The organism is Exiguobacterium sp. s124 (assembly GCF_018617485.1).
In the GTDB taxonomy this organism is placed as follows: domain Bacteria; phylum Bacillota; class Bacilli; order Exiguobacteriales; family Exiguobacteriaceae; genus Exiguobacterium; species Exiguobacterium aestuarii.
Map to the genome: position 1 here is coordinate 1,822,383 of NZ_JACSKH010000001.1, position 25,523 is coordinate 1,847,905.

General features: G+C 49.8%; 28 protein-coding genes. 2 read left to right on the forward strand and 26 right to left on the reverse strand.

The features are described from left to right. Positions 1 to 106: 106 nt before the first annotated feature. From tig to KNO85_RS09540, 12 genes are all read right to left on the reverse strand, one after another. A complete protein-coding gene (gene tig / locus KNO85_RS09485; RefSeq protein ID WP_214695268.1) occupies positions 107 to 1,399 on the reverse strand; it encodes a trigger factor in 1,293 nt (430 codons plus the stop codon). Positions 1,400 to 1,488: 89 nt separating this feature from the next. Further along, on the reverse strand, positions 1,489 to 2,400 hold the full coding sequence (locus KNO85_RS09490) for a hypothetical protein (protein WP_214789407.1): 912 nt from the start codon (positions 2,398 to 2,400) through the stop codon (positions 1,489 to 1,491). Between the two features lie 250 nt (positions 2,401 to 2,650). Beyond that, a complete protein-coding gene (locus KNO85_RS09495) occupies positions 2,651 to 3,064 on the reverse strand; it encodes a group I intron-associated PD-(D/E)XK endonuclease (protein WP_074032786.1) in 414 nt (137 codons plus the stop codon). A 226-nt stretch (positions 3,065 to 3,290) separates the two neighbouring features. Further along, on the reverse strand, positions 3,291 to 3,803 hold the full coding sequence (locus KNO85_RS09500; protein WP_214789409.1) for a metallophosphoesterase family protein: 513 nt from the start codon (positions 3,801 to 3,803) through the stop codon (positions 3,291 to 3,293). 5 nt (positions 3,804 to 3,808) lie between these two features. Beyond that, the gene (locus KNO85_RS09505) at positions 3,809 to 4,399 is read right to left on the reverse strand and encodes an XTP/dITP diphosphatase (RefSeq protein WP_214789411.1); all 591 of its coding nucleotides are present in this window, start codon (positions 4,397 to 4,399) and stop codon (positions 3,809 to 3,811) included. Further along, positions 4,396 to 5,145: a ribonuclease PH gene (gene rph / locus KNO85_RS09510; RefSeq protein WP_214789413.1), complete on the reverse strand. Its 750-nt coding sequence runs from the start codon at positions 5,143 to 5,145 to the stop codon at positions 4,396 to 4,398. The genes KNO85_RS09505 and rph overlap by 4 nt, the downstream gene beginning before the upstream one ends. Then, positions 5,138 to 5,941, reverse strand: a complete 804-nt coding sequence (gene racE / locus KNO85_RS09515; RefSeq protein ID WP_214789415.1) for a glutamate racemase — start codon at positions 5,939 to 5,941, stop codon at positions 5,138 to 5,140. The genes rph and racE overlap by 8 nt, the downstream gene beginning before the upstream one ends. Before the next feature lie 113 nt (positions 5,942 to 6,054). After that, the gene (locus tag KNO85_RS09520; protein WP_015881106.1) at positions 6,055 to 6,318 is read right to left on the reverse strand and encodes a phosphocarrier protein HPr; all 264 of its coding nucleotides are present in this window, start codon (positions 6,316 to 6,318) and stop codon (positions 6,055 to 6,057) included. A 74-nt stretch (positions 6,319 to 6,392) separates the two neighbouring features. Continuing rightward, complete coding sequence (locus tag KNO85_RS09525) at positions 6,393 to 6,833, reverse strand: acyl-CoA thioesterase (protein ID WP_214789418.1); 441 nt, start codon at positions 6,831 to 6,833, stop codon at positions 6,393 to 6,395. A gap of 8 nt (positions 6,834 to 6,841) precedes the next feature. After that, positions 6,842 to 7,630: a succinate dehydrogenase iron-sulfur subunit gene (gene sdhB, locus KNO85_RS09530; RefSeq protein ID WP_193343274.1), complete on the reverse strand. Its 789-nt coding sequence runs from the start codon at positions 7,628 to 7,630 to the stop codon at positions 6,842 to 6,844. A gap of 8 nt (positions 7,631 to 7,638) precedes the next feature. After that, positions 7,639 to 9,396, reverse strand: coding sequence for a succinate dehydrogenase flavoprotein subunit (gene sdhA / locus KNO85_RS09535; protein ID WP_214789421.1), 1,758 nt, complete (start codon positions 9,394 to 9,396; stop codon positions 7,639 to 7,641). Between the two features lie 16 nt (positions 9,397 to 9,412). Further along, the gene (locus KNO85_RS09540; RefSeq protein ID WP_015881102.1) at positions 9,413 to 10,030 is read right to left on the reverse strand and encodes a succinate dehydrogenase cytochrome b558 subunit; all 618 of its coding nucleotides are present in this window, start codon (positions 10,028 to 10,030) and stop codon (positions 9,413 to 9,415) included. Positions 10,031 to 10,252: 222 nt separating this feature from the next. Here KNO85_RS09540 and KNO85_RS09545 point away from each other — a divergent pair, with 222 nt between their 5' ends. After that, positions 10,253 to 10,645 carry a YslB family protein gene (locus tag KNO85_RS09545; RefSeq protein ID WP_251126499.1) on the forward strand — a complete coding sequence of 131 codons (393 nt, stop codon included), beginning with the start codon at positions 10,253 to 10,255 and terminating at the stop codon, positions 10,643 to 10,645. Positions 10,646 to 10,670: 25 nt separating this feature from the next. Here the strand turns inward: KNO85_RS09545 and KNO85_RS09550 are convergent, their stop codons facing one another. Beyond that, entirely contained in the window at positions 10,671 to 11,447 is a 777-nt protein-coding gene (locus KNO85_RS09550) for a nucleotidyltransferase domain-containing protein (protein ID WP_214789427.1), read from the reverse strand. Then, positions 11,444 to 13,234 (reverse strand): excinuclease ABC subunit UvrC, encoded by a 1,791-nt coding sequence (gene uvrC / locus KNO85_RS09555; protein ID WP_214789430.1) that lies wholly within the window; start codon positions 13,232 to 13,234, stop codon positions 11,444 to 11,446. Before uvrC ends, KNO85_RS09550 begins: the two co-directional genes overlap by 4 nt. A 70-nt stretch (positions 13,235 to 13,304) precedes the next feature. Here uvrC and KNO85_RS09560 point away from each other — a divergent pair, with 70 nt between their 5' ends. After that, positions 13,305 to 14,618 carry a dihydrolipoyl dehydrogenase family protein gene (locus tag KNO85_RS09560; RefSeq protein WP_214789433.1) on the forward strand — a complete coding sequence of 438 codons (1,314 nt, stop codon included), beginning with the start codon at positions 13,305 to 13,307 and terminating at the stop codon, positions 14,616 to 14,618. A gap of 42 nt (positions 14,619 to 14,660) precedes the next feature. Here the strand turns inward: KNO85_RS09560 and mnhG are convergent, their stop codons facing one another. From mnhG to KNO85_RS09620, 12 genes are all read right to left on the reverse strand, one after another. Next, the gene (mnhG, locus tag KNO85_RS09565) at positions 14,661 to 15,020 is read right to left on the reverse strand and encodes a monovalent cation/H(+) antiporter subunit G (protein ID WP_015881097.1); all 360 of its coding nucleotides are present in this window, start codon (positions 15,018 to 15,020) and stop codon (positions 14,661 to 14,663) included. Beyond that, positions 14,998 to 15,294 (reverse strand): Na(+)/H(+) antiporter subunit F1, encoded by a 297-nt coding sequence (locus KNO85_RS09570; RefSeq protein WP_026826530.1) that lies wholly within the window; start codon positions 15,292 to 15,294, stop codon positions 14,998 to 15,000. Before KNO85_RS09570 ends, mnhG begins: the two co-directional genes overlap by 23 nt. Then, positions 15,294 to 15,779: a Na+/H+ antiporter subunit E gene (locus tag KNO85_RS09575; RefSeq protein WP_214789435.1), complete on the reverse strand. Its 486-nt coding sequence runs from the start codon at positions 15,777 to 15,779 to the stop codon at positions 15,294 to 15,296. The genes KNO85_RS09570 and KNO85_RS09575 overlap by 1 nt, the downstream gene beginning before the upstream one ends. A 7-nt stretch (positions 15,780 to 15,786) precedes the next feature. Beyond that, positions 15,787 to 17,271, reverse strand: a complete 1,485-nt coding sequence (locus KNO85_RS09580; protein ID WP_214789436.1) for a Na+/H+ antiporter subunit D — start codon at positions 17,269 to 17,271, stop codon at positions 15,787 to 15,789. Continuing rightward, the gene (locus KNO85_RS09585; RefSeq protein ID WP_015881093.1) at positions 17,264 to 17,605 is read right to left on the reverse strand and encodes a Na(+)/H(+) antiporter subunit C; all 342 of its coding nucleotides are present in this window, start codon (positions 17,603 to 17,605) and stop codon (positions 17,264 to 17,266) included. Before KNO85_RS09585 ends, KNO85_RS09580 begins: the two co-directional genes overlap by 8 nt. Then, the gene (locus KNO85_RS09590; RefSeq protein WP_214789438.1) at positions 17,605 to 18,042 is read right to left on the reverse strand and encodes a Na(+)/H(+) antiporter subunit B; all 438 of its coding nucleotides are present in this window, start codon (positions 18,040 to 18,042) and stop codon (positions 17,605 to 17,607) included. The genes KNO85_RS09585 and KNO85_RS09590 overlap by 1 nt, the downstream gene beginning before the upstream one ends. Then, entirely contained in the window at positions 18,014 to 20,455 is a 2,442-nt protein-coding gene (locus KNO85_RS09595) for a Na+/H+ antiporter subunit A (protein WP_214789440.1), read from the reverse strand. Before KNO85_RS09595 ends, KNO85_RS09590 begins: the two co-directional genes overlap by 29 nt. A 347-nt stretch (positions 20,456 to 20,802) precedes the next feature. Next, positions 20,803 to 21,117 (reverse strand): thioredoxin, encoded by a 315-nt coding sequence (gene trxA / locus KNO85_RS09600; protein WP_015881090.1) that lies wholly within the window; start codon positions 21,115 to 21,117, stop codon positions 20,803 to 20,805. 107 nt (positions 21,118 to 21,224) lie between these two features. Next, the gene (locus tag KNO85_RS09605; RefSeq protein WP_214695236.1) at positions 21,225 to 22,190 is read right to left on the reverse strand and encodes an electron transfer flavoprotein subunit alpha/FixB family protein; all 966 of its coding nucleotides are present in this window, start codon (positions 22,188 to 22,190) and stop codon (positions 21,225 to 21,227) included. Between the two features lie 14 nt (positions 22,191 to 22,204). Further along, positions 22,205 to 22,978, reverse strand: coding sequence for an electron transfer flavoprotein subunit beta/FixA family protein (locus tag KNO85_RS09610; protein WP_214789442.1), 774 nt, complete (start codon positions 22,976 to 22,978; stop codon positions 22,205 to 22,207). Positions 22,979 to 23,057: 79 nt separating this feature from the next. After that, positions 23,058 to 23,636 (reverse strand): fatty acid metabolism transcriptional regulator FadR, encoded by a 579-nt coding sequence (locus KNO85_RS09615; protein ID WP_214789444.1) that lies wholly within the window; start codon positions 23,634 to 23,636, stop codon positions 23,058 to 23,060. A 79-nt stretch (positions 23,637 to 23,715) separates the two neighbouring features. Next, on the reverse strand, positions 23,716 to 25,389 hold the full coding sequence (locus KNO85_RS09620) for an AMP-binding protein (RefSeq protein ID WP_214789446.1): 1,674 nt from the start codon (positions 25,387 to 25,389) through the stop codon (positions 23,716 to 23,718). Positions 25,390 to 25,523 lie beyond the last annotated feature (134 nt).

Sequence of the window (25,523 nt, forward strand, 5' to 3'; positions counted from 1 at the left end):
AAATAATTGTAGCATGAACATATTGCGACTTCAAAGAATTACACATGCAAAGTGTTGTGACAGAAAAAAGGACGACCGCTAAGCAGTCGTCCCACTAAAAATCAACTTACTTCGCTTTACCGTTTTCAACGAGGATGTCGATCGCTTTACGGAATTTGAGGTCACCTTTAAGTGTCTCAAGACCGCCTTGTGGAGCGAGCATCGTACGGAGTTGGTCCGGTGCGATGTTGTAAAGTTTAGACATTTCTTCAAGCTCTTTCTCAGCATCTTCGTCAGATACTTCGATTGCTTCTTTGTCAGCGATTGCTTTCAAGACGAGACGAGCTTTTACGCGCTCTTCAGCTTGCTCTTTCATCTCTTCACGCATTGCTTCTTCAGAAGTACCAGTGAGTTCGAAGTACATGTTAAGGTCGATTCCTTGTGAAGATACACGTGAACCGAACTCTTGTACCATGCGGTCTACTTCTTGGTCAACGAGAACTTGTGGTACGTCGATTGTCGCGTTAGCAGTTGCCTGCTCAACGAGTTGGTCGCGCATTGTACCTTCAGCTTCTTGTTTCTTACCAGCTTCTAAACGCTCACGGATGCTCGCTTTCAACTCGTCGAGTGTTGAAACAGACTCGTCGATGTCTTTTGCGAACTCATCGTCGAGTTCAGGAACTTGTTTTGTTTTAACTTCGTGAAGTTTGACTTTGAATGTCGCTGGTTTACCCGCTAAGTTTTCAGCGTGGTACTCTTCAGGGAATGTTACTTCAACGTCTTTTTCTTCACCAGCAGTCATGCCGATCATTTGCTCTTCGAATCCTGGGATGAATTGACCAGAACCAATTTCGAGTGTGTAGTTCTCAGCTGTGCCGCCTTCGAACTGCTCACCGTCAGCGAAACCTGCGAAATCAAATACAGCTGTATCGCCGTTTTCGATTGCACCTTCTTTAACAGCGAGTTCTGCACCTTGCTGTTGAAGTGCTTCAAGTTCTGCTGTTACTTCGTCTTCTGTTACTTCAGTTGAAACAGCTTCGTACTCGAGGCCTTTGTATTCGCCAAGCTCAGCTTCTGGCTCAACCACGAATGTCACTTTGAAAGCGACTGGTTTGCCTTTCTCGAGCGTGCCGTCTACATCGATGTTTTCGAGCGCGATTGGTTCGAAACCAGCTTCTTCAACCGCACCTTGGATTGTGTCGCGGTAGAGAATGTCGAGCGCATCTTGATAGAGTGCTTCTTCTCCATACATTTTGTTGAACATTGGGCGTGGCAATTTCCCTTTACGGAAGCCAGGCACGTTCAAGTCTTTGACGACTGTTTTAAATGCGGCGTCAACTGCTTTATCAAAAGCTTCTGCAGGAGCTTCGTACGTGAGTACGCCTTGGCTACCTGATGTTTTTTCCCATTTTGCTGTCATGCTAAGTCCCTCCAACAATTCGTTTATACCGTACAAAAATGTACAACAATCCGTATTATAGCATAAATCCTCCGTAAGCACACAAGGATTTAGTCTAATAACGCCTGTGTGAAGCGCAGATCCGCCTCTAAAATCGAAGCTGCCAAACCGTCGACTGCCTCGTCATGCAAAATCGCTTGTTTCGCCTGTACAAGCGCCTGTTCTACGTCCGCTTTTTCTGCCGGCACATACGGATAATGCGTATACATATAATTCATCAAGAGTTGCGTTCCGATCTCATCGCCCTCTACCGATTTTTGGAGCGATAAGACGGTTTTCTCCCACGTCTCGATGTGCGATGTCGCCTCCATTTGCGACATCTCATTCGTCGAATCTCCATCTGTCCATTTGATGACCGATAGTTCAACGAACGCTTTTTCTAACACGATCAGTTTGATCAGTTTCGGTCGGTTTGACACGAGTAGCTCATGGAGCACATTGTCGAGCACCGTATCGATATTGAAGTGAACATGTTGCAGCGCTTCGATTTGTTCCCCTGTACTGCCGCGCGTCAACGTCCGCTTCAATTTGGCGATTGCCGCCGGAAACTCGGTCATCTTCAACACTTGGAGCACCTGATGTGCTTGCGTGTTGACCGTATCTTTTTTGTTTTGCCATTCGAGATACTGGTTGATCCAGTGCGCCGCTTCAAACGGTTGGTCCCGCATGATGTAATACTGTGCGATCTGTAATCCACCCGAAGCTGGTTCTTCTGCTTCTGCCATCTGAATGGCGACGAGTTCCTGCAACTTTTCGAGCGTTTCCGGGTCGTCCGGTTTTTCCATCGCACATTGGAAGATTTCCATGAAAATAAACGGGTCACCCGGAATCGCCTGATACCAATCCCATAAAATCGGTTCGATCCGCTGTCGTTCCCCAGAGGCATCCGCCTCTTGAATCATCTTATGCAGACGCGACCAATTCCCGGGGAACGGATACTCCTGATCCTTTTCCTTCTCCATCTTCCCTCACCCTCTCTTCCATTCCCTTTCATCTTCCGTTAGGACGCGATTCCTTGTCAATCGATTTCCTGGAAAATGAAAAAAGAGACGTTCTCCGTAGAGAACATCTCTATTTTAATGGAAGCGTCCCAAGAGGGATTCGAACCCCCGACCGACGGCTTAGCTTACCACCATGACTTTCGTCACCAACATCGTGTTGTTTGTAGTCTGGACTATATCTTCACCGTTTCAGGTGCGACACGTGTAGTCTCTACGGAACCTCACGATAATCATCTGCAAAAAGAATATTTTGCTTTTGATTATTCTTTGGTGTTTTTACCCTCAATGAAATAGATTTTTCAAAAAGATTCGGTTCAAAGTAATAACAGGTATCAGTCTGTGGACAATATACACAGTATACATCGATTTCATCTTTGTTTATAAACCGCGTCTGAACTCCACTCGCGGTACTATAGCTAGAACGAAACCGAACATTTAGAACCCCATTTGTGTTTAGTTCTCTGTACTTAACTTGAATCCGTTTAAACTGATTGTCTTTGTAAACAACTAAGTCAAACGGCGCATGTTCAGTTGCAGGGAACAAAATCATAAACCCTTTTTGATATAAATCTACTTGAGCCTTTAAAACACCTAAATCTCCCTTACTTTTTGTGTGATGATACATAAAACATCACTCCTTAAGAGATCGTAAGTTTCCTCGGTATTACCATCAGCATAATCTGTTAAGGCTTCACCGATATAGTGTCGTCCACTTTATAGGTTTCTGTTTCCCTATAAAGGCTCCTATTTGTCTTGAAGGCCGTTGCTCTATCCTGCTGAGCTATTGGGACATTGACATGAAAACTATAATAGAAAAATGGTTTCCTGTCAATCAATTTCCCATTCGAAACTCATAGTTTTCCTGAGATGTCTAAATCTTCAACGTGAGAACCGTCTTCTGAGCGATAAAAACGCACCGCCGCTTCCCTGTTTTCTAGGTCAAGAAGCGCATATGTTTTGTCCGCTCGTCCCCGTGGCATACGGATCGAACCTGGGTTGATGTAGACGACTCCATCTTCGATCAAGGCACCCGCCACGTGCGAGTGACCGAACAAAACGACGTTCGCACCGACCTCTTCAGCCCGATATCGCAACCGATTCAAATCGAATTTGACGTCGTGATGGTGCCCATGGACGATGAGAATCGTACCTGCATCTGTCGTCTCGATCCGTTCGAGTGGAAGGTCTCCCCCAAAATCACAGTTCCCACGGACCGTTCGATACGGCAATAAATGTTCATCGACTAAAGCGAGTTGAGAGTCGCCGCAATGATAGGCGTCATCAATCTCTGTCTCGTGTCGCTCAAAAATCGTTGTCAATTCCTCGGTCAGACCATGACTATCACTCACTATTAGAAAACGCATAAGCTTCATCCTTTCATGAATGGAATGATTTCTGCCTCCAGTTTTCGTAATGCTTGTCCACGGTGACTGACGACCGCTTTCTCTTCACGTTCTAGTTCGGCTGCCGTCTTGTGGAGCGATGGGACGATAAAGAGTGGATCGTACCCGAAACCGTTCTCGCCTCGTGGTGAGTAACCGATCGTCCCTTCAATCGTTCCACGAACGGTCAACGTTTCCTCGGTCGGTTTCGCCAGACAGAGCGCACAGACGAAACGCGCCGCGCGGTTCGTTTGCCCGTTCAACTTTTCAAGAAGAAGCGCATTGTTCGCCTCATCCGACTTCTCAGGACCGGCGAAGCGGGCCGAATACACCCCAGGGGCCCCGTCGAGTGCATCGACTTCAAGACCTGAGTCGTCCGCGAGTACGGCATGCCCGAAATAGGCGGCCGCTTCCGTCGCTTTCAACGCCGCATTTTCTTCAAATGTCGTCCCCGTCTCATCTGTTTCCGGTGCATCCGGATAGTCGAGCAACGATTTGACCTCGAATCCGAGCGGTGTCAACATCCCTTCCAGTTCTTTCACTTTTCCAGGATTGTGTGTCGCAATGATCAACTTCATAATGTCTCCTCCGAACGTTCTCCGACGTACCACCAAGAAGCACCGAGCGCCTCTTCAGCCGTCTTGAATAATGATTCGATTCCGTGTTGCGCGAGCGCGAGCATCTCGTTCATCTCTTGAAGGGTGAACGTCGCCTCTTCTCCTGTACCCTGTACCTCGACGAAACGACCGCTCGCCGTCATGACGACGTTCATATCGACCTCAGCCGCAGCGTCTTCCATGTAGTCCAAGTCTAGGACAAGTTCATCGGTCCGTCCGACAGAGATTGCCGCAACACCTTCTTTGATTGGGGTGTCGTCGAGCTTCCCTTGACGAATCAAGCGGTCAACAGCGAGGACGAGGGCACAGAACCCACCGGTGATGGACGCCGTACGCGTACCACCGTCCGCTTGAATGACGTCACAGTCAATCCAGATCGTCCGCTCGCCGAGGCGCTCTAGGTCAACGACCGACCGGAGCGACCGCGCGATGAGACGTTGAATCTCCATCGTACGACCTGATTGTTTCCCACGTACCGATTCCCGGACGGTCCGGTCACCGGTCGCACGTGGCAACATCGCATACTCGGCGTTGATCCAGCCTTGTTTCTTTCCGCGAAGGAAGTTCGGGACGCGCTCTTCGACAGTCGCCGTACAAATCACTTTCGTATCACCAATCGAAATGAGGACAGACCCTTCCGCATGTTTGTTCACATGAGGAACGATTTCTACCGTTCGTAGTTCATCAAAACGTCTTGTATCACGCAATGCCTGTCACCTCTACTTTCTCCGCATGGACCGGACGACCGAGCCATTCGCTCGCCAATCGGTCGAACAGTTCAATGTCACCCGTCGCATAAAAGGCATGGGATGGGACGGTATCTAATCCGTTCTCCAACTCTTGATAGTCAAGGATCGCTGCAACTTCGAGCGCCGTCTCGTCACCAGACGAAATCAGATGCACGTTCGGCCCGACCACGTCCTGGATGACGGGAGCGAGAATCGGATAATGCGTGCAACCGAGAATGAGCGTATCCATCTCAGAAGATTGTAGCGGCCGTAGCGTCTCCTCCACGATCTGGTGGACGCGGTCTCCTGACACTTCCCCGGCTTCGACGAGTGGGACGAATGGCGGGCAGGCGAGTGAGTACACATCGACCTCACCGGCTACATGGCGAAGTGCCTTCTCGTACGAACCACTTTCAATCGTCATCTTCGTGCCGATGACTCCGATATGTTTGTTGCGCGTGCCTTTGACGGCCGCACGGGCACCTGGGTCGATGACGCCGATGACCGGGATATCGAGGCGTTTCCGCGCCTCTTTCAAAACGACAGCCGTTGCTGTGTTACACGCGATGACAATCATTTTGACGTCTTTCTTCAATAGAAACTCAATGAGTTCCCATGTATAAGCTTCAATCTCATCGTGCGGACGCGGCCCATAAGGACAGCGTTCCGTATCCCCGATATAGATGATTTCTTCTTTAGGGAGTTGGCGCATCAATTCTTTGACTACCGTCAACCCGCCGACTCCTGAATCGAGGACTCCAATCGCTCGTTTCATTTTGCATCACTTCCATTCTCACCTATCTTACCAAAAAACATCGGACGGAAAAAGAAACGTTCCCATGACAAAAAAAGACGAGGTCGCCAGTGGCGCCTCGTCCGTTACCCGAATTACTGAGCAAGACCTTCGCTAGTGAGCATGTCAGAAAGCGTGTTGATCGCTTCTTCTGCATCTTCACCTTCAGCAGTGATCTTGATTGTAGAATCTTTTGCGATACCGAGTGAAAGTACACCCATGATCGACTTCAAGTTAACTGTTTTACCATTGTACTCGAGGTTGATGTCTGATTGGAACTTAGAAGCTGTGTTAACCAACTGAGTAGCTGGACGAGCGTGAATTCCTGAATCAGCAACGACTGTGAACGTTTTTTCCATGAGATGATGGTCTCCCTTCAAAATTCAATTCTACAGGCGAACCGGCAGAATATTTTTTGTTTGTGAACTCATTATCAAATGATAGCGGATTCGCAAAAATTCTGCAAGCGGTTTTTATATTCCGGAGTCCATTCCGTTGGACGACCTTCCTTCGTCAAATGAACGAGGCTTGTCCGTCCCGCGAATAGGAGTTGATCTCCGTCATATGCCCCGTAATGAATATCACATGAAGTGTTTCCGACCGTCAAGATATTGGCATGCACGGTCAGCTGTTGACGTGGCATGACTTGTCGAACATAGTCACATTGCGCATCGGCGACGACGACAAATCCGTCCTTTAAGGAGAATCCTGTCGCTTCTAACAATTCGATTCGCGCATCTTCGAAATAGATGAACGGAATCGTATTGTTCATGTGACCATACGGGTCGCACTCCGAAAATCGGACTTTCACATCGAGCGCGACCCCTGCTTTGACACGTGTTTCCCAACCTGGCTCTCGAAAGTACTTGGTCATCGGCTCGCTTACGCCTCGACCGCAGAACCGGTGCGACCTTTGTCACTACCGAAGAACTGTTTGAACGAGTGAAGCGTCGTTTGACGGTTCATCGAAGCGATAGACGTCGTGAGCGGGATGCCTTTCGGACAAACTTCGACACAGTTTTGTGCGTTTCCGCACTGCATGATCCCACCGTCTTCCATGAGCGCTTCGAGGCGATCTTCCGCGTGGAAGGCACCTGTCGGATGCGAGTTGAAGAGACGGACTTGTGAGATAGCAGCTGGACCGATGAAATCTGATTTGTCGTTCACGTTCGGACACGCTTCAAGACAAACCCCACATGTCATACACTTCGAAAGTTCGTACGCCCACTGACGTTTGTTCTCAGGCATACGTGGTCCTGGACCAAGGTCATACGTTCCATCGATTGGAACCCATGCCTTCACTTTTTTCAACGCGTCGAACATGCGTTGACGGTCGACTTGAAGGTCACGGATAACCGGGAACGTCTTCATCGGCGCGAGGCGAATCGGTTGCTCGAGTTTATCGACGAGCGCTGTACACGACTGGCGTGGCTTCCCGTTGATGATCATCGAGCAGGCACCACACACTTCCTCGAGACAGTTCATGTCCCAGTTGATCGGTGTCGTCTTGTCCCCGTTCGCATTGACCGGATTACGGCGGATTTCCATCAGTGCCGAGATCACGTTCATGTTCGGACGGTACGGCACCGTGAATTCTTCTGTATACGTTGCTTGATCCGGTCCATCTTGACGTTCGATGATGAAGCGGATGTCTTTTTGTTCAGATTGCATCGGCGTCGTCATTTCGTCTTCGCCCCTTTCTTCGAGTAATCCCGTTTACGTGGCGGGATTAACGAAACATCGATGTCTTCATACGAGATATCGACTTCCCCATTTTTGTAACGTGCCATCGTCGTCTTCATGAACTGCTCGTCATTACGTTCCGGGAATTCCGGTTTATAATGGGCACCACGACTCTCGTCCCGTTTGAGTGCGCCAAGTGTGATGACGCGTGCGAGGTCGAGCATGTGGTCGAGCTGTCGGATGAACGATGCCCCTTGGTTGCTCCAACGTGCCGTGTCCGTAGCTGAGATGTTATGGAAACGTTCACGCAATTCTTGGATTTTCTTGTCCGTCGCTTCGAGCTTGTCGTTATAACGAACGACCGTGACGTTGTCCGTCATGAGTTCACCGAGTTCACGGTGAATTTGATACGCATTCTCTGTCCCGTCCATCGCAAGGATGTTGTTGAAGCGTTCAATCTCTTCACGCTCGTTGAAGTTGAAGAGTGCTTCTGAGACGCTTTCTGTCGCTTGGTCGAGACCACGCATGTAGTTGACCGCCGCAGGCCCCGCTTCCATTCCGCCATGAACAGCTGAAAGAAGTGAGTTTGCGCCGAGACGGTTCGCACCGTGCATCGAATAGTCACATTCGCCGGCTGCAAAGAGTCCCGGGATGTTCGTCATTTGATCGTAATCGACCCATAGTCCGCCCATCGAGTAGTGGACTGCCGGGAAGATTTTCATCGGTACTTTACGTGGATCGTCTCCTACGAACTTCTCATAGATTTCAAGGATTCCACCGAGTTTGATGTCGAGTTCTTTCGAATCTTTATGAGACAAGTCGAGGTAGACCATGTTCTCGCCGTTGACGCCGAGCTTTTGGTTGACACAAACGTCGAAAATCTCACGTGTCGCGATGTCACGTGGTACAAGGTTTCCGTAAGCTGGATATTTCTCTTCGAGGAAGTACCATGGCTTCCCGTCTTTGTATGTCCAGACACGTCCACCTTCCCCACGAGCCGATTCACTCATGAGACGGAGCTTGTCGTCCCCAGGAATCGCGGTCGGGTGAATTTGGATGAACTCCCCGTTCGCGTAGACAGCACCTTGGCGGTAAACCGCTGCCGCTGCTTGTCCTGTGTTGATGACCGAGTTTGTAGACTTACCGAAGATGACCCCTGGGCCACCTGTCGCTAAGATCACCGCATCCGATGGGAACGCTTTAATTTCCATCGAGCGCAAATCCTGGCAGACCGCACCGCGGCAGATGCCTTCTTCATCGATGACGGCACGAAGGAATTCCCATCCTTCATACTTCTCGACGAGACCTTGCGCTTCGTAACGGCGAACCTGCTCATCAAGTGCGTAAAGAAGTTGTTGTCCTGTTGTCGCTCCAGCATATGCCGTACGGTGGTGAAGCGTTCCACCGAAACGACGGAAGTCTAAGAGACCCTCTGGCGTACGGTTGAACATAACCCCCATCCGGTCGAACATGTGGATGATTTTTGGCGCATTTTCCGCCATCTTTTGTACAGGTGGTTGGTTGGCGAGGAAGTCGCCTCCGTAGACCGTGTCATCAAAGTGTTGCCAAGGAGAATCACCTTCCCCTTTCGTGTTGACAGCCCCGTTAATCCCACCTTGGGCACAAACTGAATGTGAACGCTTGACCGGTACAAGCGAGAATAGTTTTACCGGAACACCCATCTCTGCCGACTTGATGGTCGCCATGAGTCCAGCTAGACCGCCACCGATGACGATCAAACTTTGATTTGCCATGTAAAATTCCCCCTAATTACAAGATGCCTGCAAACGTCAAAATCGAACGGATGCCGACAAAAGATAGTGCCAAGAACACGACACCTGATACGTAGCTCATGAGACGTTGCGAACGAGGTGACTGTGTGATTCCCCACGTGATCGAGAACGACCAAAGACCGTTCGCGAAGTGGAACGTAGCCGAAAGGATTCCGACTATGTAGAAGATCAACATGAGCGGATTGTCGACGATGTTTTGCATCATCTCCGCATTGACTTCGACCCCGCGTAATTTCGCTAGACGCGTTTCCCAAACGTGCCACGCGATGAAGATCACGAGGAAGACTCCTGTGAAGCGTTGGAAGAGATACAACCAGTTGCGTGCGTATGAATAACGGTTCGAGTTGATCGACCCAAGAAACGCATAGTACACGCCGTACACTCCGTGGAAGATCATCGGCAATGCGATAATCGTCACTTCAAGGAAGTACAAGTACGGTAAGTTCTCCATGAATTTTGCTGCTTTGTTGAATGACTCCACCCCATCGACGATGTAGTAGTTGACCGACAAGTGAACGATCAAAAACAAACCGATTGGAATGACCCCAAGTAGCGAATGGACTTTACGACTGAAGTAGTCACGATGCGCTGCCATTCTAGTTCCCCCTTTTCACGAGCATTGGCTCGTATTGTCAATAAAAGCGTTTTCAAATGCAGATATAGCTTTCTGTCTCCTATTCTACTCTTGTGAAAATTGTATGACAAGACAACCTAACCGATTTGTGCCACATTCTTTTCAAAAATACAGGATGACCAAATTCCGATTGGTCGTTATAATGATATAGAGAGATTGGAGTGATGGGATAGAATGGAAACGATGAGCCAACCAATTTTCGCGATTGAACTTCTTCGCGACTATGTGTTGACGGACTTGCTTGGTGAAGATTACGCCCAAGTCATCTATTGGTCAGGAAAGCGGGTCGCCCGAAAATTCCCGACGATGTCTGACGATGAACTGACTGCATTCTTCGATGAGGCAGGTTGGGGAGCGTTGACGCTCAAAAAGGAACGTGGGAGTAAATTTACATACGAACTCACCCCACCACCTGCGACCCAAGCCAAAACGACAGGTTACTATCAGCTTGAAGCTGGATTTTTAGCCGAACAGATTGCAGGTCGTTTCCAGTGCGTCGCGGAAGGGTATGCCGATCCCGCCCGAAGAACTGTCCAAATCACCGTCCAACTAGACCGGAAAGACGATTACGAATAAGAGTCGATGCGTTTCGCATCGACTCTTATTTTTGTTTCTGCTGAAGTTGCTCGTTCATAAACCGACGTACGTCATTGAGTTCGTTTTGATCAAACGTCACGTCTTCCCCTTTATAACCCTGAGCTGCCTTACGAACGACCGCTACAACATTTCCCGGAAAATGTCCGTTCTTTAACAACCAACCGAGTGTTTCCTGTTTTGAAAGAAGGACATGTTCTCGTTCATAAGCCAGACCGCGTATCAAGTTCAATGCGCTATAGATTGGATTTTTTTCAATCGTGTTGAGGCAATCGAGTGCATCTATTCGAATCGAATCAGAAAAATGAGCTGAATCAAATCCGCAGAGCAATTCATGAAGCGGTTGCCCTCGCCAAGTTATACCTCGCTCTAAAATCACTAGTACGTGAGCCGCCAAATCAGGATCGGTAAATCCTTGTTGCAACTCGGTACGCTCTTTCCTACTTGCCTCTTCGAAACGCGAGCGCCACCCTTCACTATAATGAAACTCAAAAGGACTCGGATGACACCAGTCTTCTAGCTGCGCCGTTGTCAGTATACTCAGTTCGAGCGGATATGGTTCGTTGGAGTATAAGAGACAACAGTCGATACATTTTTGCCGCTCCTCCCGAGTCAATGCGTTCGATACGACGAGCAACAAATCTACATCACTTCGTTTTGGATGAAAGCCACCCATCGCTAATGAACCATGAATGTATAGATGCTGAACGGTTGGTAGAAATTCATCAATCGCTTTCACAAATGAAGCAATTGTATTCTCCACGTCTGTCGGAAGATGTCTCATTCATCCGTATCCTCATGCACATATTGAAGGACAGTCTCCGCCAGTTTTTCTGGTAGTCCCGCTTCTTTCAATTGTTCAAGCGAGGCCAGACGAATCTGTTTCATCGACCCGAAATGACGGATGAGCTGTTGACGACGCTTCGGACCGACTCCCGGAATCTCATCTAAAATCGATTTCGTCATCTTCTTCGTGCGCAAGCTGCGGTGGAAAGTGATGGCGAAACGGTGGACCTCGTCTTGCATCCGCTGTAAAAGATAAAAGGCACTCGATCGTGGATGGAGTTCAACGACCGCACCATGTTCTCCGAACAACAGTTGACTCGTCCGATGTCGGTCATCCTTTTTGAGTGAGCCGACCGGCAAGTCGAGCCCGAACTCGTTTTGGATGACGTCGAGCGCCGCATTCAACTGCCCGATTCCCCCATCAATCAATAGGAGATCCGGTAACCGCTTGTCTTCCGTCAACAGGCGGCGGAACCGTCGCCGCACGACTTCGCGCATCGTCTCATAATCATCGGGTCCTTGGACGGTCCGAATCTTATATTTTCGATATTCTTTTTTAAGCGGCTTCCCGTCTTCAAAGACGACGAGCGCCGATACGGCGTCCGCTCCTTGGATGTTCGCGTTATCGATGATGTCAACGCGTGATAAATGCGGGATCCCGATGGCTTCCCCGAGTTCACGCATCGCGAGTAACGTCCGCTCTTCGTCCCGGGCGAGCAATTCGAACTTCTCGTTCAAGGCGATTGTCGCATTCTTCGTCGCCAAATCGAGTAGCTGTTTCTTTGCCCCACGTTTCGGTTGCATCACTCTCGTACCGATGGCGTCATTCAACAAGTCGAGCCGGACCGTCTCCGGTACGAGGATTTCTTTCGGCACGACGTTTTGTTCGTAGAACTGGACGATGAAACTTTCGAGCTCTTCCGAAGGCTCACCGTGCATCGGGAAGAGGGAGACGTCTCGCTCGATCATTTTGCCGCCTCGCATATAAAAGACTTGAACGCACATCCAACCTCGGTCGAGTGTATAACCGAAAACGTCACGTGCCGTTGGGTCGGCCGTAATCATATTTTGTTTGTTCATGATCGATTCGACCGCTCGAATCTGGTCGCGTAGTTCCGCCGCCCGCTCGAATTGCATGTCTTCAGCGGCACGCCCCATCTCGACGTTCAATTTCGCGAGCGTCTCAGCTGTCTCCCCATTCAAGAAGCGACGAATCTCATTGACGATCTCTTTTTGCGAATCCGTATCGACCGCCAGTTCACAAGGTCCTAGACATTGCCCGATGTGATAATAAAGACAAAGTTTCTTCGGCATCGGCTGACATTTCCGGAGCGGGTATAGCTTATCGAGCAGACGTTTCGTCTCGTTCGCCGCGTAAGCGTTAGGATACGGTCCGAAATAATGTCCGCCGTCTTTCTTCAGCTTACGTGTCGTCAAAAGTCGCGGATACGGTTCGTTCGTGATTTTGATGTACGGATACGTCTTGTCATCTTTCAGGCGAATGTTGTATTTCGGGTCGTGCTTTTTGATGAGTGTCATCTCCAGGAGCAACGCCTCGAGTTCACTCGCTGTCACGATATACTCGAAGTCACGAATCTCCGCGACGAGGCGCATCGTCTTGATGTCGTGTGCTCCCGTAAAATAAGAGCGGACCCGATTCTTCAGATTTTTCGCCTTCCCTACATAGATGACCTCTCCATATTCGTTTTTATGCAAATAGCAGCCCGGCTCGTCCGGGAGCAGCGCTAATTTATGTTTAATGTGGTCGGTATGACTCAATTCCATTCACCTCAGTTTAGCTTCCTCCTAGACGGGAAAAAGAGTGTGATATCTCGTCAGAGGAGGATTTTATATTATGAAACGATACGATGTCATCATTGTCGGTAGCGGGTCTGCCGCTAGCCAAGCCGCCACGATTTTACGTGACGCCGGTAAAGAAATCGCCATCATTGAAAATTGGACGTTCGGAGGAACGTGCCCCCAACGCGGATGTGACCCGAAAAAAATGCTCGCCGAAGGTGCCGAGCTACTTGCCCGGACCGAGCGCATGCGCGAGCTCGGCGTCGAAGGAAGCCTGTCACTCGATTGGCAGGCCTTTAAAAAGCGGATTGATGAATATCGCTTCTCGATTCCCACGTCAAAAACACAACATTGGAACGAGATGAACATTGATTTATATCAGGGAGAACCTCACTTTATCGATGAGGATTCCATTGTCATCGAAGGTCACGAGCTATCGGCCCCTCAATTTTTGATTGCGACCGGTCAAACGCCACGCCCTCTTGATATCCCAGGTGGCGATCAGGCCATCACGAGCGATGACGTTTTCGACCTCGACGCGTTACCGGAATCGATTCACATCGTCGGTGCCGGCTATATCGCCTTTGAATTCGCCCATATCTTTCGACGTTTCGGAAGTGACGTGACACTCCTCATCCGTTCACAGGCACTAAAAGCATTCGACCCGAACGTCGTCCATCGACTCGTCGAGGAATCGAAGCGCATCGGCATCAGCGTCCGATACGACGTCGAGCCGACACGAATCGATGGGAACGTCTTAACGTTATCAGATGACTCTACCCTTGAAGGAGTTGTCCTTAACGCTACCGGACGAATTCCAAGCGTCGAACGACTCCACCTCGATGCAGCCGGGGTCAAGTCAGACCGTCAAGGCATCCATGTGAACGAATACCTACAGACGAGTAACCCCGCTGTTTATGCCGCCGGAGATGTCGCGTACAGTCCAAATCCTGCCCTCACCCCGTTCGCCGGTCAGGAAGGACGCCTCGCTGCGTTGAACATGCTTCACGGAAACACTCGGGTACTCCCCGAACGCCCGGCGCCGACAATCGTCTATGCGACCCCACCGATTGCCAAAGTCGGTCTCACCGTGGAAGAGGCTGAGGCAGAAGGAATCGACTTCGACGTGAAAGAGACGGACATGTCACACTTCCTCACCTATTCACGGATCAATGACGCGACCGCCTATTCGAAAGTATTGTTGAGTGAGGAAGGTCACGTCATCGGGGCACATTTGATTGGACACCATGCCCCAGAACTCATCAATCTGTTCTCTTTCATTATACAGAACAAACTGTCGCATCAACACGTGAAGCACTTAGAAGTCGCCTATCCGACCGCTGCTTCTGACCTGACTTACCTGATCTAAACAAAAGACGGGATTCGCACCGAGGCGAATCCCGTCTTTCTTTCATTCGATCCCTTTATCCTTGTCTTCTTTCAATGCGTCTTGTAACGACTTCTCCCAAAGCGGGACCCCTTTCGCGTGCGCCGCACGTGAAATGAGGTGACCGCCAACTGGAGCCGTCAAGAGGACGAAGAAGAGACCGAGCAAGAGTCTTGCGTCAAATACACGTTCATCGACATAGACGTGAAGCACGGCCGCAAAGAGGACGAACATGACACCGAGTGTCGCGCTCTTCGAGGCTGCGTGTGTTCTCGAATAAATATCTGGGAGACGGATGAGACCGATCGCGGCGACGACGGTGAAGAAGACGCCGATGATCGTGAAGATGCCGGTAATGAGATCAAAGATCATTGTCGCGGTCATGTTGAATAATCTCTCCCCTCTCTAAGAATTTCGAGAACGCTACCGTTCCGATGAACGCCAAAATACTGAGTAGCAAGATGACTTCAAAATACAACGTCGTATCGAGCAGGATCGACAGCAACGCGACGACCGAGATGAGCGCGATCCCGATTGAGTCGAGCGCGATGACTCGGTCAGCCGTCGTCGGTCCTTTGACGACGCGATACAACATCATCAACATCGCAAGCAAGAGAATGGCGAGCGAGATGTAGATGAGAATGTCTAGTAAATCCATCACTCTGTCGCCTCCTTAATGCTTGATTCAAAGTTATCATAAATATCTTTTCGTAATGCTTCCTTATCCGGCATGTTGAGTGCGTGGATATAGAGCACGGAATTGTCTTTCGACACCTGAACGACGAGCGTTCCCGGTGTGAGCGTGATCAGCATCGAGAGCAAGCTGACTTGCCATCCTTTGTCGAGGGACGTGTCGTACCGGAAGATTCCCGGTTGAATCTTCAACTTTGGACTGAGGACGAGACGTAACACCTCGAAGTTCGCGAGGAACAGTTCCCGGATGAAGATGAGGAGCAGTTTGAACAGACGCCAGACGCGTGTGAAGTAAAAACTGCCGCCACTAGATTTAAAGAATCGGCGCATCATGAACAAGATGAGCAATCCGAGTAAATACCCGACGAAGAATCCGCTCGATGTGAACGATCCCGTGAGGAACATCCAGATGAACGCCAAGAAAAAGTTAATCAATAGTTGATAAGCCATCTGTATTTCACTCCTTTATCACGGCATCGATATAGATTTCTGGATTGACGAGCGGCTCGATCGCTTGTGTGATATACGGATGGATGGCTTCTGCCCCGAATCCGTATGCGACCGCAATGATGAGCAACAAGAAGACCGGCACAATCAGACGTTTCGTATATGGTACGAGCGGTCCGTCATACTCGCGCTTCGCTTCTCCCCAGAATCCGTTCAAGAAGATCTTCATGACCGAATAGAGGACGAACAGACTCGACAAGAGAACGAGGAGTGGTCCGAACAGCTCTCCTTCGTCCATCCCACCTGAGACGATCAATAACTTCCCGAAGAATCCACTGAGTGGTGGAATCCCTGCGAGCGAGAGCGCTGCGACGAAGAATGTCCATCCGAACAACGGGAAGCGGGTGATGAGTCCACCCATATCGCGTAGTTGACCTGATTTGGTGATCCCAATCATCATCCCGACGAGCATGAAGAGGACCGCCTTGATGATCATATCGTGAATCAAGTAGTAGAGCGACCCTTCAAGGGACGTCTGCGTGTTGACGGAGATCCCGTACAAAATGACCCCGACCGCAATCATGATGTTGTAGATGATGATCAGCTTCACATCGTTATAGGCGATGGCACCTGTCATCCCGATGAAGATGGTGAGGACAGCGAGCACCATGAGGAACGTCTGTAAAAACTCACCGTTTCCGTCAAAGAGCAACGTGTACGTTCGTAAAATCGAGTAGACCCCTACTTTCGTCAAGAGTGCCCCGAACATCGCGAGAATCGGAGTCGGTGCGACCACATACGCTCCAGGGAGCCAGTAATGAAGTGGGACGAGCGCCCCTTTCATCCCGAAGACGATGACGAACATCACACCGATGACGGTGATGACATCCGGGTTGTCGACGAGTGGGATTTTCATTGCCAAGTCCGCTAAGTTGAGGGTACCTGTGACGCCATAAAGCAAGGCGACCGACATGACGAAGAGTGCCGAGGCGATGATGTTCACGAGCAAGTACTTGATGGACTCTCGCAACTGGACGCCACGTCCACCGAGTACAATCAATACGTATGAGGACATCAAGAAGACCTCGAAGAAAACGAACAAGTTGAAAATATCACCTGTCGTGAAGGCACCGTTCACCCCGACGAGCATGAAGAGCATCGAGATGTACAAGTAGTTGCCTTCATATGAATCTGAGAAGTAGTGAACGGCGAACCACACGATGAAGAACGTGAGGAGAGTCGACGTCGTCACAAGTAGGGCTGACAACATATCCGATACGAGTGTGATCCCGAACGGTGCTTGCCAGTTCCCGAGGTTGAGGGTTTGAATCCCCTCCGTGGAGACCGTGTGCACGAGAAAGAGTGACACGATCGCCGTCATGGCTAAAGCTCCAAGAGCCATCCCACGCTGCAGCTGGACCCGTTTTGGCATGAACATCATGATGATGGCCGCAAGCGCAGGAATGACGATTGGAAAGACCGGTAAGTTAATCATACGATTCTGTTCCTTTCATTTCTTCCATATTGTCCGTGCTGAGCTCCTGATACGTGCGGTAGGCAAGTACGAGGAAGAACGCCGTCACCCCGAAACTGATGACGATTGCCGTCAAGACGAGCGCTTGCGGTAACGGGTCTGTGAATTCAGTCACACCGTCGACGAGGACAGGGGCTGCCCCTGTCTTCAAACCTGCTGTCGTCAAGACAAGAAGGTGTGCCGCGTGACTGAACAAGGCTGTGCCAATGATGATGCGTAACAAACTTCTTGAGAGAACAAGATAGACGGCACACATCGTCAGGACACCGATGATGATGCTAACGAAGATTTCCATTATTCACTCTCTCCAATCGTTTGTATAATCGTCAAGGTGATTCCGATGACTACGAGATAAACCCCTAAGTCGAACGCAATCGCCGTGTGAAGCGTCTGTTCGCCGAGAAGTGGTAAATCAAACTTCCCGTAAGCATGCGTCAAAAACGGACGGCCCAAGAATACCGAGTGAAGACCTGTTAAAAGTGCGATCAATAATCCCGTCGCCGTCATGAGACGGTAGTCGATCGGGAGAACGTTCGCGAGCGTCTTCGAATCAAATGCGAGTAGCAACAAGACGAGCGCCGCGGATGTCATCAATCCACCGATGAATCCTCCACCTGGTGAATAGTGACCGGCAAAGAACAAATCGATCGAGAAGATGACGATGATGAAGAAAATGATAATCGCGGCCGTCTGCAAAATGACGTCATTGACGCGTTTGCTGTTTTGCTTCATGTTCACCTTCTCCTTTCGTACGTCGTGTTGTTCTAAATTTAATCATCGTGTAGATCCCGAAAGCCGCAATTCCAAGAACGACGATTTCAAACAAAGTATCAAATCCACGGAAATCGACGAGGACGACGTTAACCATGTTTTTCCCTGCTGCAAGCTCATACACGTTCTCTTTGTAATACTCCGAGATCGAGGTGAGCGATTTGTTCGTGAGCGCCATGAAGCTGAGTAGCGTCACGGTCGTCCCGACGAGAACGGCCACGATGGCATTCCCGACTTTGAAACGCATGCGTACTTCCTTCTTGCTGATGTCCGGCATGTGGTAGAACACGAGCAAGAACAAGGCGACCGATACCGTCTCGATGACGAGTTGGGTCAATGCCAAGTCAGGTGCACCGAAGAAGACGAAGAACAATGCCACGCCATATCCGACGACCCCGAGTAGGATGATGGACGGGAGACGCGATTTCATAAAGAGAATCGCGAGCGCACCGAGCATGACGACGGCACCAAGCACATATTCATATGGTGCGATCTCTGCCAAGTTCTCGAACGAGAATTGGTACATGTCGAACCACCAGATGCTAAAGAGCATCATGCCTGAGAGGAAGACGAAAATATAGATTAAATACGACCGGATGAATCCAGTCATGTAATTGTCTTTGAAGCGATATGCTGCTTTATTTGACCAGACGAGCGTACCATCGTACATCCCGTTGAGTGTCAAACGATGCGGGATCCGATTGTAGATCCCCATCCATTTGCCCATTTGCCAGAACAACAGCGAACCGAGGAGAACGACCCCGATTGTCATGAAGAGCTCTGGCGTCAAACCGTGCCAGAAGTAAATGTGGACATCTACCTCTTGCCCTTGTGCGACGAGTGTCGGGTAGATCGACTCGACCGCCGGTTTGATGAGCGAGTTCGACAATACGTTCGGGAAGAACCCGAGACCGACAACGAGAAGCGCGAGGATGGCTGGTGAAATCAACATGCCGATTGGCGCCTCATGCGGTTTCTTCGGCAATTGATCGAACTTCGCCTTGCCCATGAATGTCCGTGTGAACAGCATGATGCTGTAGATGAACGTGAACACACTTCCAACGAACGCAATGACCGGGAGTAAGATCCCAATCGTATCGAGCGCGAAGAAATCGGCCGAGAACACTTTCGTCGTCGCCTTCAAGAACATCTCTTTACTCAAGAAACCGTTAAATGGCGGTAGACCTGCCATCGAGAGCGAACCGATGACGGCAATCGTGAACGTGATTGGCATGACAGTCATCAGACCGCCAAGCTTACGAATGTCACGTGTGCCCGTCTCATGGTCGACAATCCCGGCCATCATGAAGAGCGAGCCTTTGAACGTTGCGTGGTTAATCAAATGGAAAATCGCTGCAATCGTCGCGACCATAAAGATGTTGTCATCCATTCCGTCATAGTGGAGCGCAGCCGCACCGAGACCGAGGAGTGACATAATCAACCCGAGCTGACTGACTGTCGAGAACGCCAGGATTCCCTTCAGGTCGGTCTGCTTCACGGCATTGAACGAGCCCCAGAACATCGTGAACATCCCGACTCCGGCAATCGTCCATAGCCATACCGATGACTCTTGGAATACCGGGCTCATACGGGCCACGAGGTAGAGACCCGCCTTGACCATCGTTGCCGAGTGGAGGTACGCACTGACCGGAGTCGGTGCCTCCATCGCGTCAGGCAACCAGATGTGGAACGGGAACTGCGCCGACTTCGTGAACGCCCCGAGCAAGATGAGAATCATCGCGACGAGGAAGAATGGACTCTCAGCGATAACGTCAGAGTTTGCGATCATATCGCGAATACTGTACGAACCAATCATCGACTCGAGTAAGACAATCCCCCCGAGCATCGACAATCCACCGAATACGGTGAGAAGCATCGACTTCTGTGCGCCGTAGCGTGAGCGTTCTTTCTCATACCAGTAACCAATCAACAGGAATGATGAAATCGATGTGAGCTCCCAGAACATATACATGACAATCATGTTGTCCGAGAGAACGACCCCGAGCATCGCACTCATGAACATCAAGAGATACACGTAGAAATGCCCGAGTGACTCTTTGTCCTTATTCAAATAGTAAATGGAATATAGGACAACGAGTGCGCCGATCCCCGTGATGAGGAGGGCGAACAATAGACTGAGTCCGTCGACGTATGCCGTGAAATTGATCCCGAGGGACGGCATCCACGCAATCGTCTCTGTCACGACGTCCCCTGCACTCGTGATCGGAATGAATCCGGCGAAGTAGGTGACGAGCACGACCGGTACGATCAGGACGAACCAACCTGTATGAATTTGTTTCATCCCCCGAAACAAGAACGGGATGAACGGTGCCGCGAGGAGCGGCAACAAAATAGCTAAATGTAACAGCGACAAGAAAATTCCTCCTTCGAACAGAGTCGTACAATGGATTGAGCCGTAAAGTAAGGTCACTTGACTCCATCATGTCTTCCTCATGAGTATAGCGTAAATTTTCAGTCTGTTTCCATGATAAAAGCTTCCAGCTCGAGCGCCCCCTCGTTAAAATTCCGAATCTTTTAAATATGAAGGAAGCCGACGGAAATTCTTCAAAAAAAATTTTGAAATCAGACGATATGTATCGGATTTTTACGTACTTGAGGGTGTGCGGAATAACTTAACCTATTCCCTACTTGCCTGTCCTTTTCCTTCTTTTCCGGTCGACAAAACAAAAAAGCAGCCGATACAGGTCGGCTGCTACGCAATTATTGTGCTGTTGCGATAAACTCTTTCAATGCTTCTTTTGGTTGGAAGCCCATTGTTTTAGAAACAGGCTCGCCATCTTTGAACATCATGAGTGTCGGGATGCTTTGGATTTGGAAAGCACCTGCGACTTCAGGGTTTTCGTCAACGTCGAGTTTCACGATTTGGACTTGGTCGCCCATTTCTTGATCGAGTTCTTCGAGAACTGGCGCGATCATGCGACATGGTCCACACCAAGTTGCCCAGAAATCAACGAGGACTACGCCCTCTTTTACATCTTGTTCAAACGATTGAGTCGTTGCGTGTTTAATAGCCATTTGTAAAAACCTCCCCAATAAGATGAGAGAGCCCTGATACAGAACTCTCATGCAATTCATGTTCAGAGTATACCACGGAGGGTAACAACCCCAAAACGTTTTGCTTATTAGCTATTGACGAGGTGCTTGCGGAACTCTTCTGTCAACATCGGAACGACATCGAACAAATCGCCGACGATGCCATAATCCGCCACGCTGAAGATGTTCGCTTCTGGATCTTTGTTGATGGCGACGATGACCTTCGCGTTACTCATCCCTGCCAAGTGTTGAATCGCTCCAGAAATCCCGCATGCGATATAGAGGTCTGGTGTGACGACTTTACCGGTCTGTCCGATTTGAAGCGCATAGTCGCAATAGTCGGCGTCACATGCTCCACGTGAAGCACCGACCGCTCCTCCGAGAAGCTCTGCTAACTCTTCAAGTGGTTTGAAACCGTCTTCGCTCTTGACGCCACGTCCACCTGCGACGATGACTTTCGCCTCCGCCAAGTCGACTTTCCCAGTCGCCTTCCGAACGACTTCTTTGACGATCATCGCAAGGTCTTTCAATTCGACCGCTGGTGTTTCAACCGATACGCTCGCACCAGCTTGACGTGCAAGTGCGTCGATGTTGTTCGGACGGATCGTGAAGAACATGACAGAGTCTTTGAACTTCACTTTCTCGAACGCCTTCCCTGAGTAGATCGGACGAACGAATTCAGCGTCACGGCCAGTCCCTTCGATTGAGACGACGTCACTGATGAGTCCGGCATCGAGACGTGCCGCGAGTTTCGGTGCGATGTCTTTCCCGAGAGCTGTGTGCCCGAGAACGATCATGTCTGGACTTTCTTGCTCGATCAACTGACGGAGCACTTGCCCGTATCCGTCTGGCGTATAGTGTTTGAGGCGATCGTCTTCAACAACGAGAACGCGGCTTGCGCCATACTCCCCGAGTTCTTGCGCGAGTGATTGCACGTGATCCCCAATCACAACTGCCGTCACATCGTCTGTCAATTGCTTCGCCGCAGCGATGGCTTCGAATGATACGTTACGTAACGCGCCTTCACGCGCTTCTGCGAGTACTAAAGCTTTCATCTATGATCTCCCCCTTAAATGACTTTCGCTTCCGTGCGAAGAAGTTGTACGAGCTCGCTCACTTGTGTCGACATGTCGCCTTCAAGGATACGCCCTGCTTTCTTCTCTTCTGGCAAGAATCGTTCGATCGTCTCGATTTTCGCTTCGATTTCATCTTCATCGAGGTCGATGTCCATGAGTTCGAGTTCTTCGAGTGGTTTCTTCTTCGCTTTCATGATGCCTGGCAAGCTTGGGTAACGTGGCTCGTTCAACCCTTGCTGCGCCGTCACGAGAAGCGGGAGTGAGACTTCGATGACTTCCGTGTCCCCTTCAACGTCACGTGTGACCGTAGCCGTCGTGCCATCGATTTCAAGAGCTGTGATCGTCGTGACGTAGTTCATGTCGAGAAGTTCTGCGACACGTGGCGCGACTTGTCCGCTACCACCGTCGATCGCAACGTTCCCTGCGAAGATAAGGTCTGCGTCTTGTTCTTTCAAATATGTTGCGAGCACTTTTGAAATCGTGACGTGGTCCGCATCCTCCACATCGTCCTCGATCGAGATACGAACGGCTTTGTCCGCTCCCATCGCAAGCGCTGTACGCAATTCTTTATCCGCGTCTTCTGGTCCTACCGTGACAACCGTGACCTCTCCCCCGAGTGCGTCGCGTTTTTGAATCGCTTCTTCGACCGCATATTCGTCATACGGGTTGATGATGAACTCAGCGCCGTCTTCTTGAATTTCCCCATTCTCGAGCTGAATCGCTTCCTCAGTATCAAACGTACGTTTCAGCAAAACAAAAATATTCATGGTTGATCCCCCTTTAGTCAATTCTTCCCATCATTCATGAATCAGCATTCATTTTTTGAGCTAGTGATAGGGCTCACTGTTAAGTAAGCCCCTTCTTTAACATATGGTGTACAGATGGAAGCGTCGACATCAAGTCGTACTTGAAGCCGCTCGCCATCCAGCTCGTCACAACCTCATCGATTGTGCCGAAGATCATCTGACGGGCGAGTCGATAGTCTAAATCCTTGTCGAACTCCCCTGTCTCGATTCCATGTTTGACGACGGAATCGATCAAATTCAAGTATGGCTTGAGTACTTCTCCGATTTTTTGGCGAAGCACCAAGTTTGACTGTCGCAATTCGATTTGCGTCACGACGGCAAGGTCGTAATCGGCCGACAGTTGTTTTAAATGTGATTCAATCAACTGATACAATTGATCCCCGGCTGTCGTCTCGTTCCCGATTTGTTGTTTCGAGTAGTCGATGAACAGCCCCATCTTCGCTTGGAACAACTCGATCAAGAGATGCTCCTTGTTTTTGAAGTACAAATAGATCGTGCCGTCCGCGACACCCGCCTCTTTGGCGATGGCTGTCACCTTTGCACCGTGATAGCCATGATTGGCAATTACTTTGACCGCCGCATCAATGATTCGGTCACTTTTCGAAATATGATTTGTCATTAACCCCAAGCTCCTTACCGCTGCAGAAAAATGAATGATGGTTCATTCATTTATTATTCTATCATGCATACGCTTGGTGTCAACTGCTTTGTTTCACTTGTTTCGCCTTCTCTTCGTCGACGAGGACGCGGCGTAAAATCTTACCGACGAACGTCTTCGGCAACTCGTCACGGAACTCATACAGCTTCGGCACTTTATACGCCGCGAGTTTCTCACGACAATGCTTGTCGAGCTCTTCTTCTGTCACGCTCGACCCGTCCCGAAGAACGATGAACGCTTTGACCGTCTCACCACGATACGGGTCTGGGACACCGATACATACCGCTTCCTTGACGGCCGGATGTTCATAGAGCACTTCTTCGATCTCACGCGGATAGACGTTGAACCCACCTGCGATAATCATGTCTTTCTTACGGTCGACAATATAGAAGAAGCCGTCCTCGCCCATGTAACCGAGGTCACCTGTCGCGAGCCAACCATCTTTCAAGACGGCTGCCGTCTCCTCCGGTTTCTGCCAATAGCCTTTCATGACCTGCGGACCGCTCAGCATGATCTCGCCGATTTCCCCGATGTCCGCTTCCGTCTCTCCGTCTGCTTTTACTATTTTAGCAGAAGTATCCGAGAGTGGCGCACCGATCGAGCCAACGATTCGTTTATCCCACAAGAAGTTCGCATGTGTGACCGGGGACGTCTCAGACAATCCATATCCTTCCACGATGCGACCGCCGGTGATCTTCTCAAATTCCTCTTGTACTTCAATCGGAAGTGGTGCCGAACCTGAGATACACGCTTCAATCGAAGACAAGTCATACTTTTTCAGCTTCGGATTGTTCAAAATCCCAACATACATCGTCGGCGCGCCCGGGAAAAAGTGTGGCTTTTTCTTTTGAATCGTTTTCAGGACATCCGTCACTTCGAAACGTGGCACGAGGACGAGTTCATAGCCGTTCGTCACCCCGAAGTTTAGACAGCACGACATCCCGTAGACGTGGAAGAATGGAACGACACACAAGACGCGCTTCTCATCCCCGCGATTGTATTTATAGAATAAGTTCGTGATTTGGTCCGCATTCGCCGTCAAATTGAAGTGAGTCAACATGACACCTTTCGGAAGTCCTGTCGTCCCCCCTGTATATTGAAGAACCGCGACGTCTTCTTTCGGGTCGATTTCGAGCGGTGTGACCGGATTAAAGTCTTTGTAGTCTTTAAACGGCGTCGAGCCGGTCGTATCGATGACAATATTGTTCTCACGTTTCACTTTGATCGGGTACAGCTTGTTTTTCGGGAACGGTAAGTAGTCAGCGATACTCGTCGTAATCACGGTTTGAATCTCCGTCTTTTCACTGACGCGAAGCGTTTTCGGATAGAGCAAGTCGAGGGTGATGACGATTTTGACGCCCGCATCCGTCACGAGATTTTCGAGCTCTCGTTCCGTATAGAGCGGGTTCGTCTGGACGACCGTTCCCCCTGCATAGAGCACGGCATAGAACGAAATGACGTATTGAGGACAGTTCGGAAGCATGAGGCTGACACGGTCTCCTTTTTCGAGACCTTTCGCTTGAAGCATCGTGGCGAGTCGACGTGCGGCGTCATCGATCTCCGCAAATGTCCACTCTTTCCCGATAAAGGAGACGGCCGTACGATTCGGATAATCCTTTGCTGCGCGAGACAATGCCTCATAGAGCGGCTTTACCTCGTAATCAATCGACTGGGGCATACCTTCTGGATAATCTTGTAACCACGGTTTGTTCATCGCTGTTCCTCCTTGGAAATGAATACTCATTCAGTTAACTCTATTATAATGCTAAGAAAACGCTTTCATCTACCCTTTACCCGATAATTTTCAGAAAATATCAAAAAAAGCGATTGGATTTGTCATCCAATCGC

Bases quoted from the DNA above. Each gene is read 5' to 3' on its own strand.
- KNO85_RS09615 (WP_214789444.1), bottom strand. From the start codon at position 23,636: ATGACAAATCATATTTCGAAAAGTGACCGAATCATTGATGCGGCGGTC.
- KNO85_RS09525 (WP_214789418.1), bottom strand. From the start codon at position 6,833: ATGACCAAGTACTTTCGAGAGCCAGGTTGGGAAACACGTGTCAAAGCA.
- uvrC (WP_214789430.1), bottom strand. From the start codon at position 13,234: ATGGAATTGAGTCATACCGACCACATTAAACATAAATTAGCGCTGCTC.
- trxA (WP_015881090.1), bottom strand. From the start codon at position 21,117: ATGGCTATTAAACACGCAACGACTCAATCGTTTGAACAAGATGTAAAA.
- KNO85_RS09545 (WP_251126499.1), top strand. From the start codon at position 10,253: ATGAGCCAACCAATTTTCGCGATTGAACTTCTTCGCGACTATGTGTTG.
- sdhB (WP_193343274.1), bottom strand. From the start codon at position 7,630: ATGCAATCTGAACAAAAAGACATCCGCTTCATCATCGAACGTCAAGAT.
- KNO85_RS09610 (WP_214789442.1), bottom strand. From the start codon at position 22,978: ATGAATATTTTTGTTTTGCTGAAACGTACGTTTGATACTGAGGAAGCG.
- KNO85_RS09490 (WP_214789407.1), bottom strand. From the start codon at position 2,400: ATGGAGAAGGAAAAGGATCAGGAGTATCCGTTCCCCGGGAATTGGTCG.
- KNO85_RS09570 (WP_026826530.1), bottom strand. From the start codon at position 15,294: ATGGATTTACTAGACATTCTCATCTACATCTCGCTCGCCATTCTCTTG.
- KNO85_RS09585 (WP_015881093.1), bottom strand. From the start codon at position 17,605: ATGGAAATCTTCGTTAGCATCATCATCGGTGTCCTGACGATGTGTGCC.
- racE (WP_214789415.1), bottom strand. From the start codon at position 5,941: ATGAAACGAGCGATTGGAGTCCTCGATTCAGGAGTCGGCGGGTTGACG.
- KNO85_RS09560 (WP_214789433.1), top strand. From the start codon at position 13,305: ATGAAACGATACGATGTCATCATTGTCGGTAGCGGGTCTGCCGCTAGC.
- KNO85_RS09605 (WP_214695236.1), bottom strand. From the start codon at position 22,190: ATGAAAGCTTTAGTACTCGCAGAAGCGCGTGAAGGCGCGTTACGTAAC.
- KNO85_RS09505 (WP_214789411.1), bottom strand. From the start codon at position 4,399: ATGAAGTTGATCATTGCGACACACAATCCTGGAAAAGTGAAAGAACTG.
- KNO85_RS09520 (WP_015881106.1), bottom strand. From the start codon at position 6,318: ATGGAAAAAACGTTCACAGTCGTTGCTGATTCAGGAATTCACGCTCGT.
- KNO85_RS09500 (WP_214789409.1), bottom strand. From the start codon at position 3,803: ATGCGTTTTCTAATAGTGAGTGATAGTCATGGTCTGACCGAGGAATTG.
- KNO85_RS09590 (WP_214789438.1), bottom strand. From the start codon at position 18,042: ATGAAGCAAAACAGCAAACGCGTCAATGACGTCATTTTGCAGACGGCC.
- tig (WP_214695268.1), bottom strand. From the start codon at position 1,399: ATGACAGCAAAATGGGAAAAAACATCAGGTAGCCAAGGCGTACTCACG.
- KNO85_RS09575 (WP_214789435.1), bottom strand. From the start codon at position 15,779: ATGGCTTATCAACTATTGATTAACTTTTTCTTGGCGTTCATCTGGATG.
- sdhA (WP_214789421.1), bottom strand. From the start codon at position 9,396: ATGGCAAATCAAAGTTTGATCGTCATCGGTGGCGGTCTAGCTGGACTC.
- KNO85_RS09620 (WP_214789446.1), bottom strand. From the start codon at position 25,389: ATGAACAAACCGTGGTTACAAGATTATCCAGAAGGTATGCCCCAGTCG.
- KNO85_RS09495 (WP_074032786.1), bottom strand. From the start codon at position 3,064: ATGTATCATCACACAAAAAGTAAGGGAGATTTAGGTGTTTTAAAGGCT.
- KNO85_RS09540 (WP_015881102.1), bottom strand. From the start codon at position 10,030: ATGGCAGCGCATCGTGACTACTTCAGTCGTAAAGTCCATTCGCTACTT.
- mnhG (WP_015881097.1), bottom strand. From the start codon at position 15,020: ATGACCGCGACAATGATCTTTGATCTCATTACCGGCATCTTCACGATC.
- KNO85_RS09580 (WP_214789436.1), bottom strand. From the start codon at position 17,271: ATGATTAACTTACCGGTCTTTCCAATCGTCATTCCTGCGCTTGCGGCC.
- KNO85_RS09550 (WP_214789427.1), bottom strand. From the start codon at position 11,447: ATGAGACATCTTCCGACAGACGTGGAGAATACAATTGCTTCATTTGTG.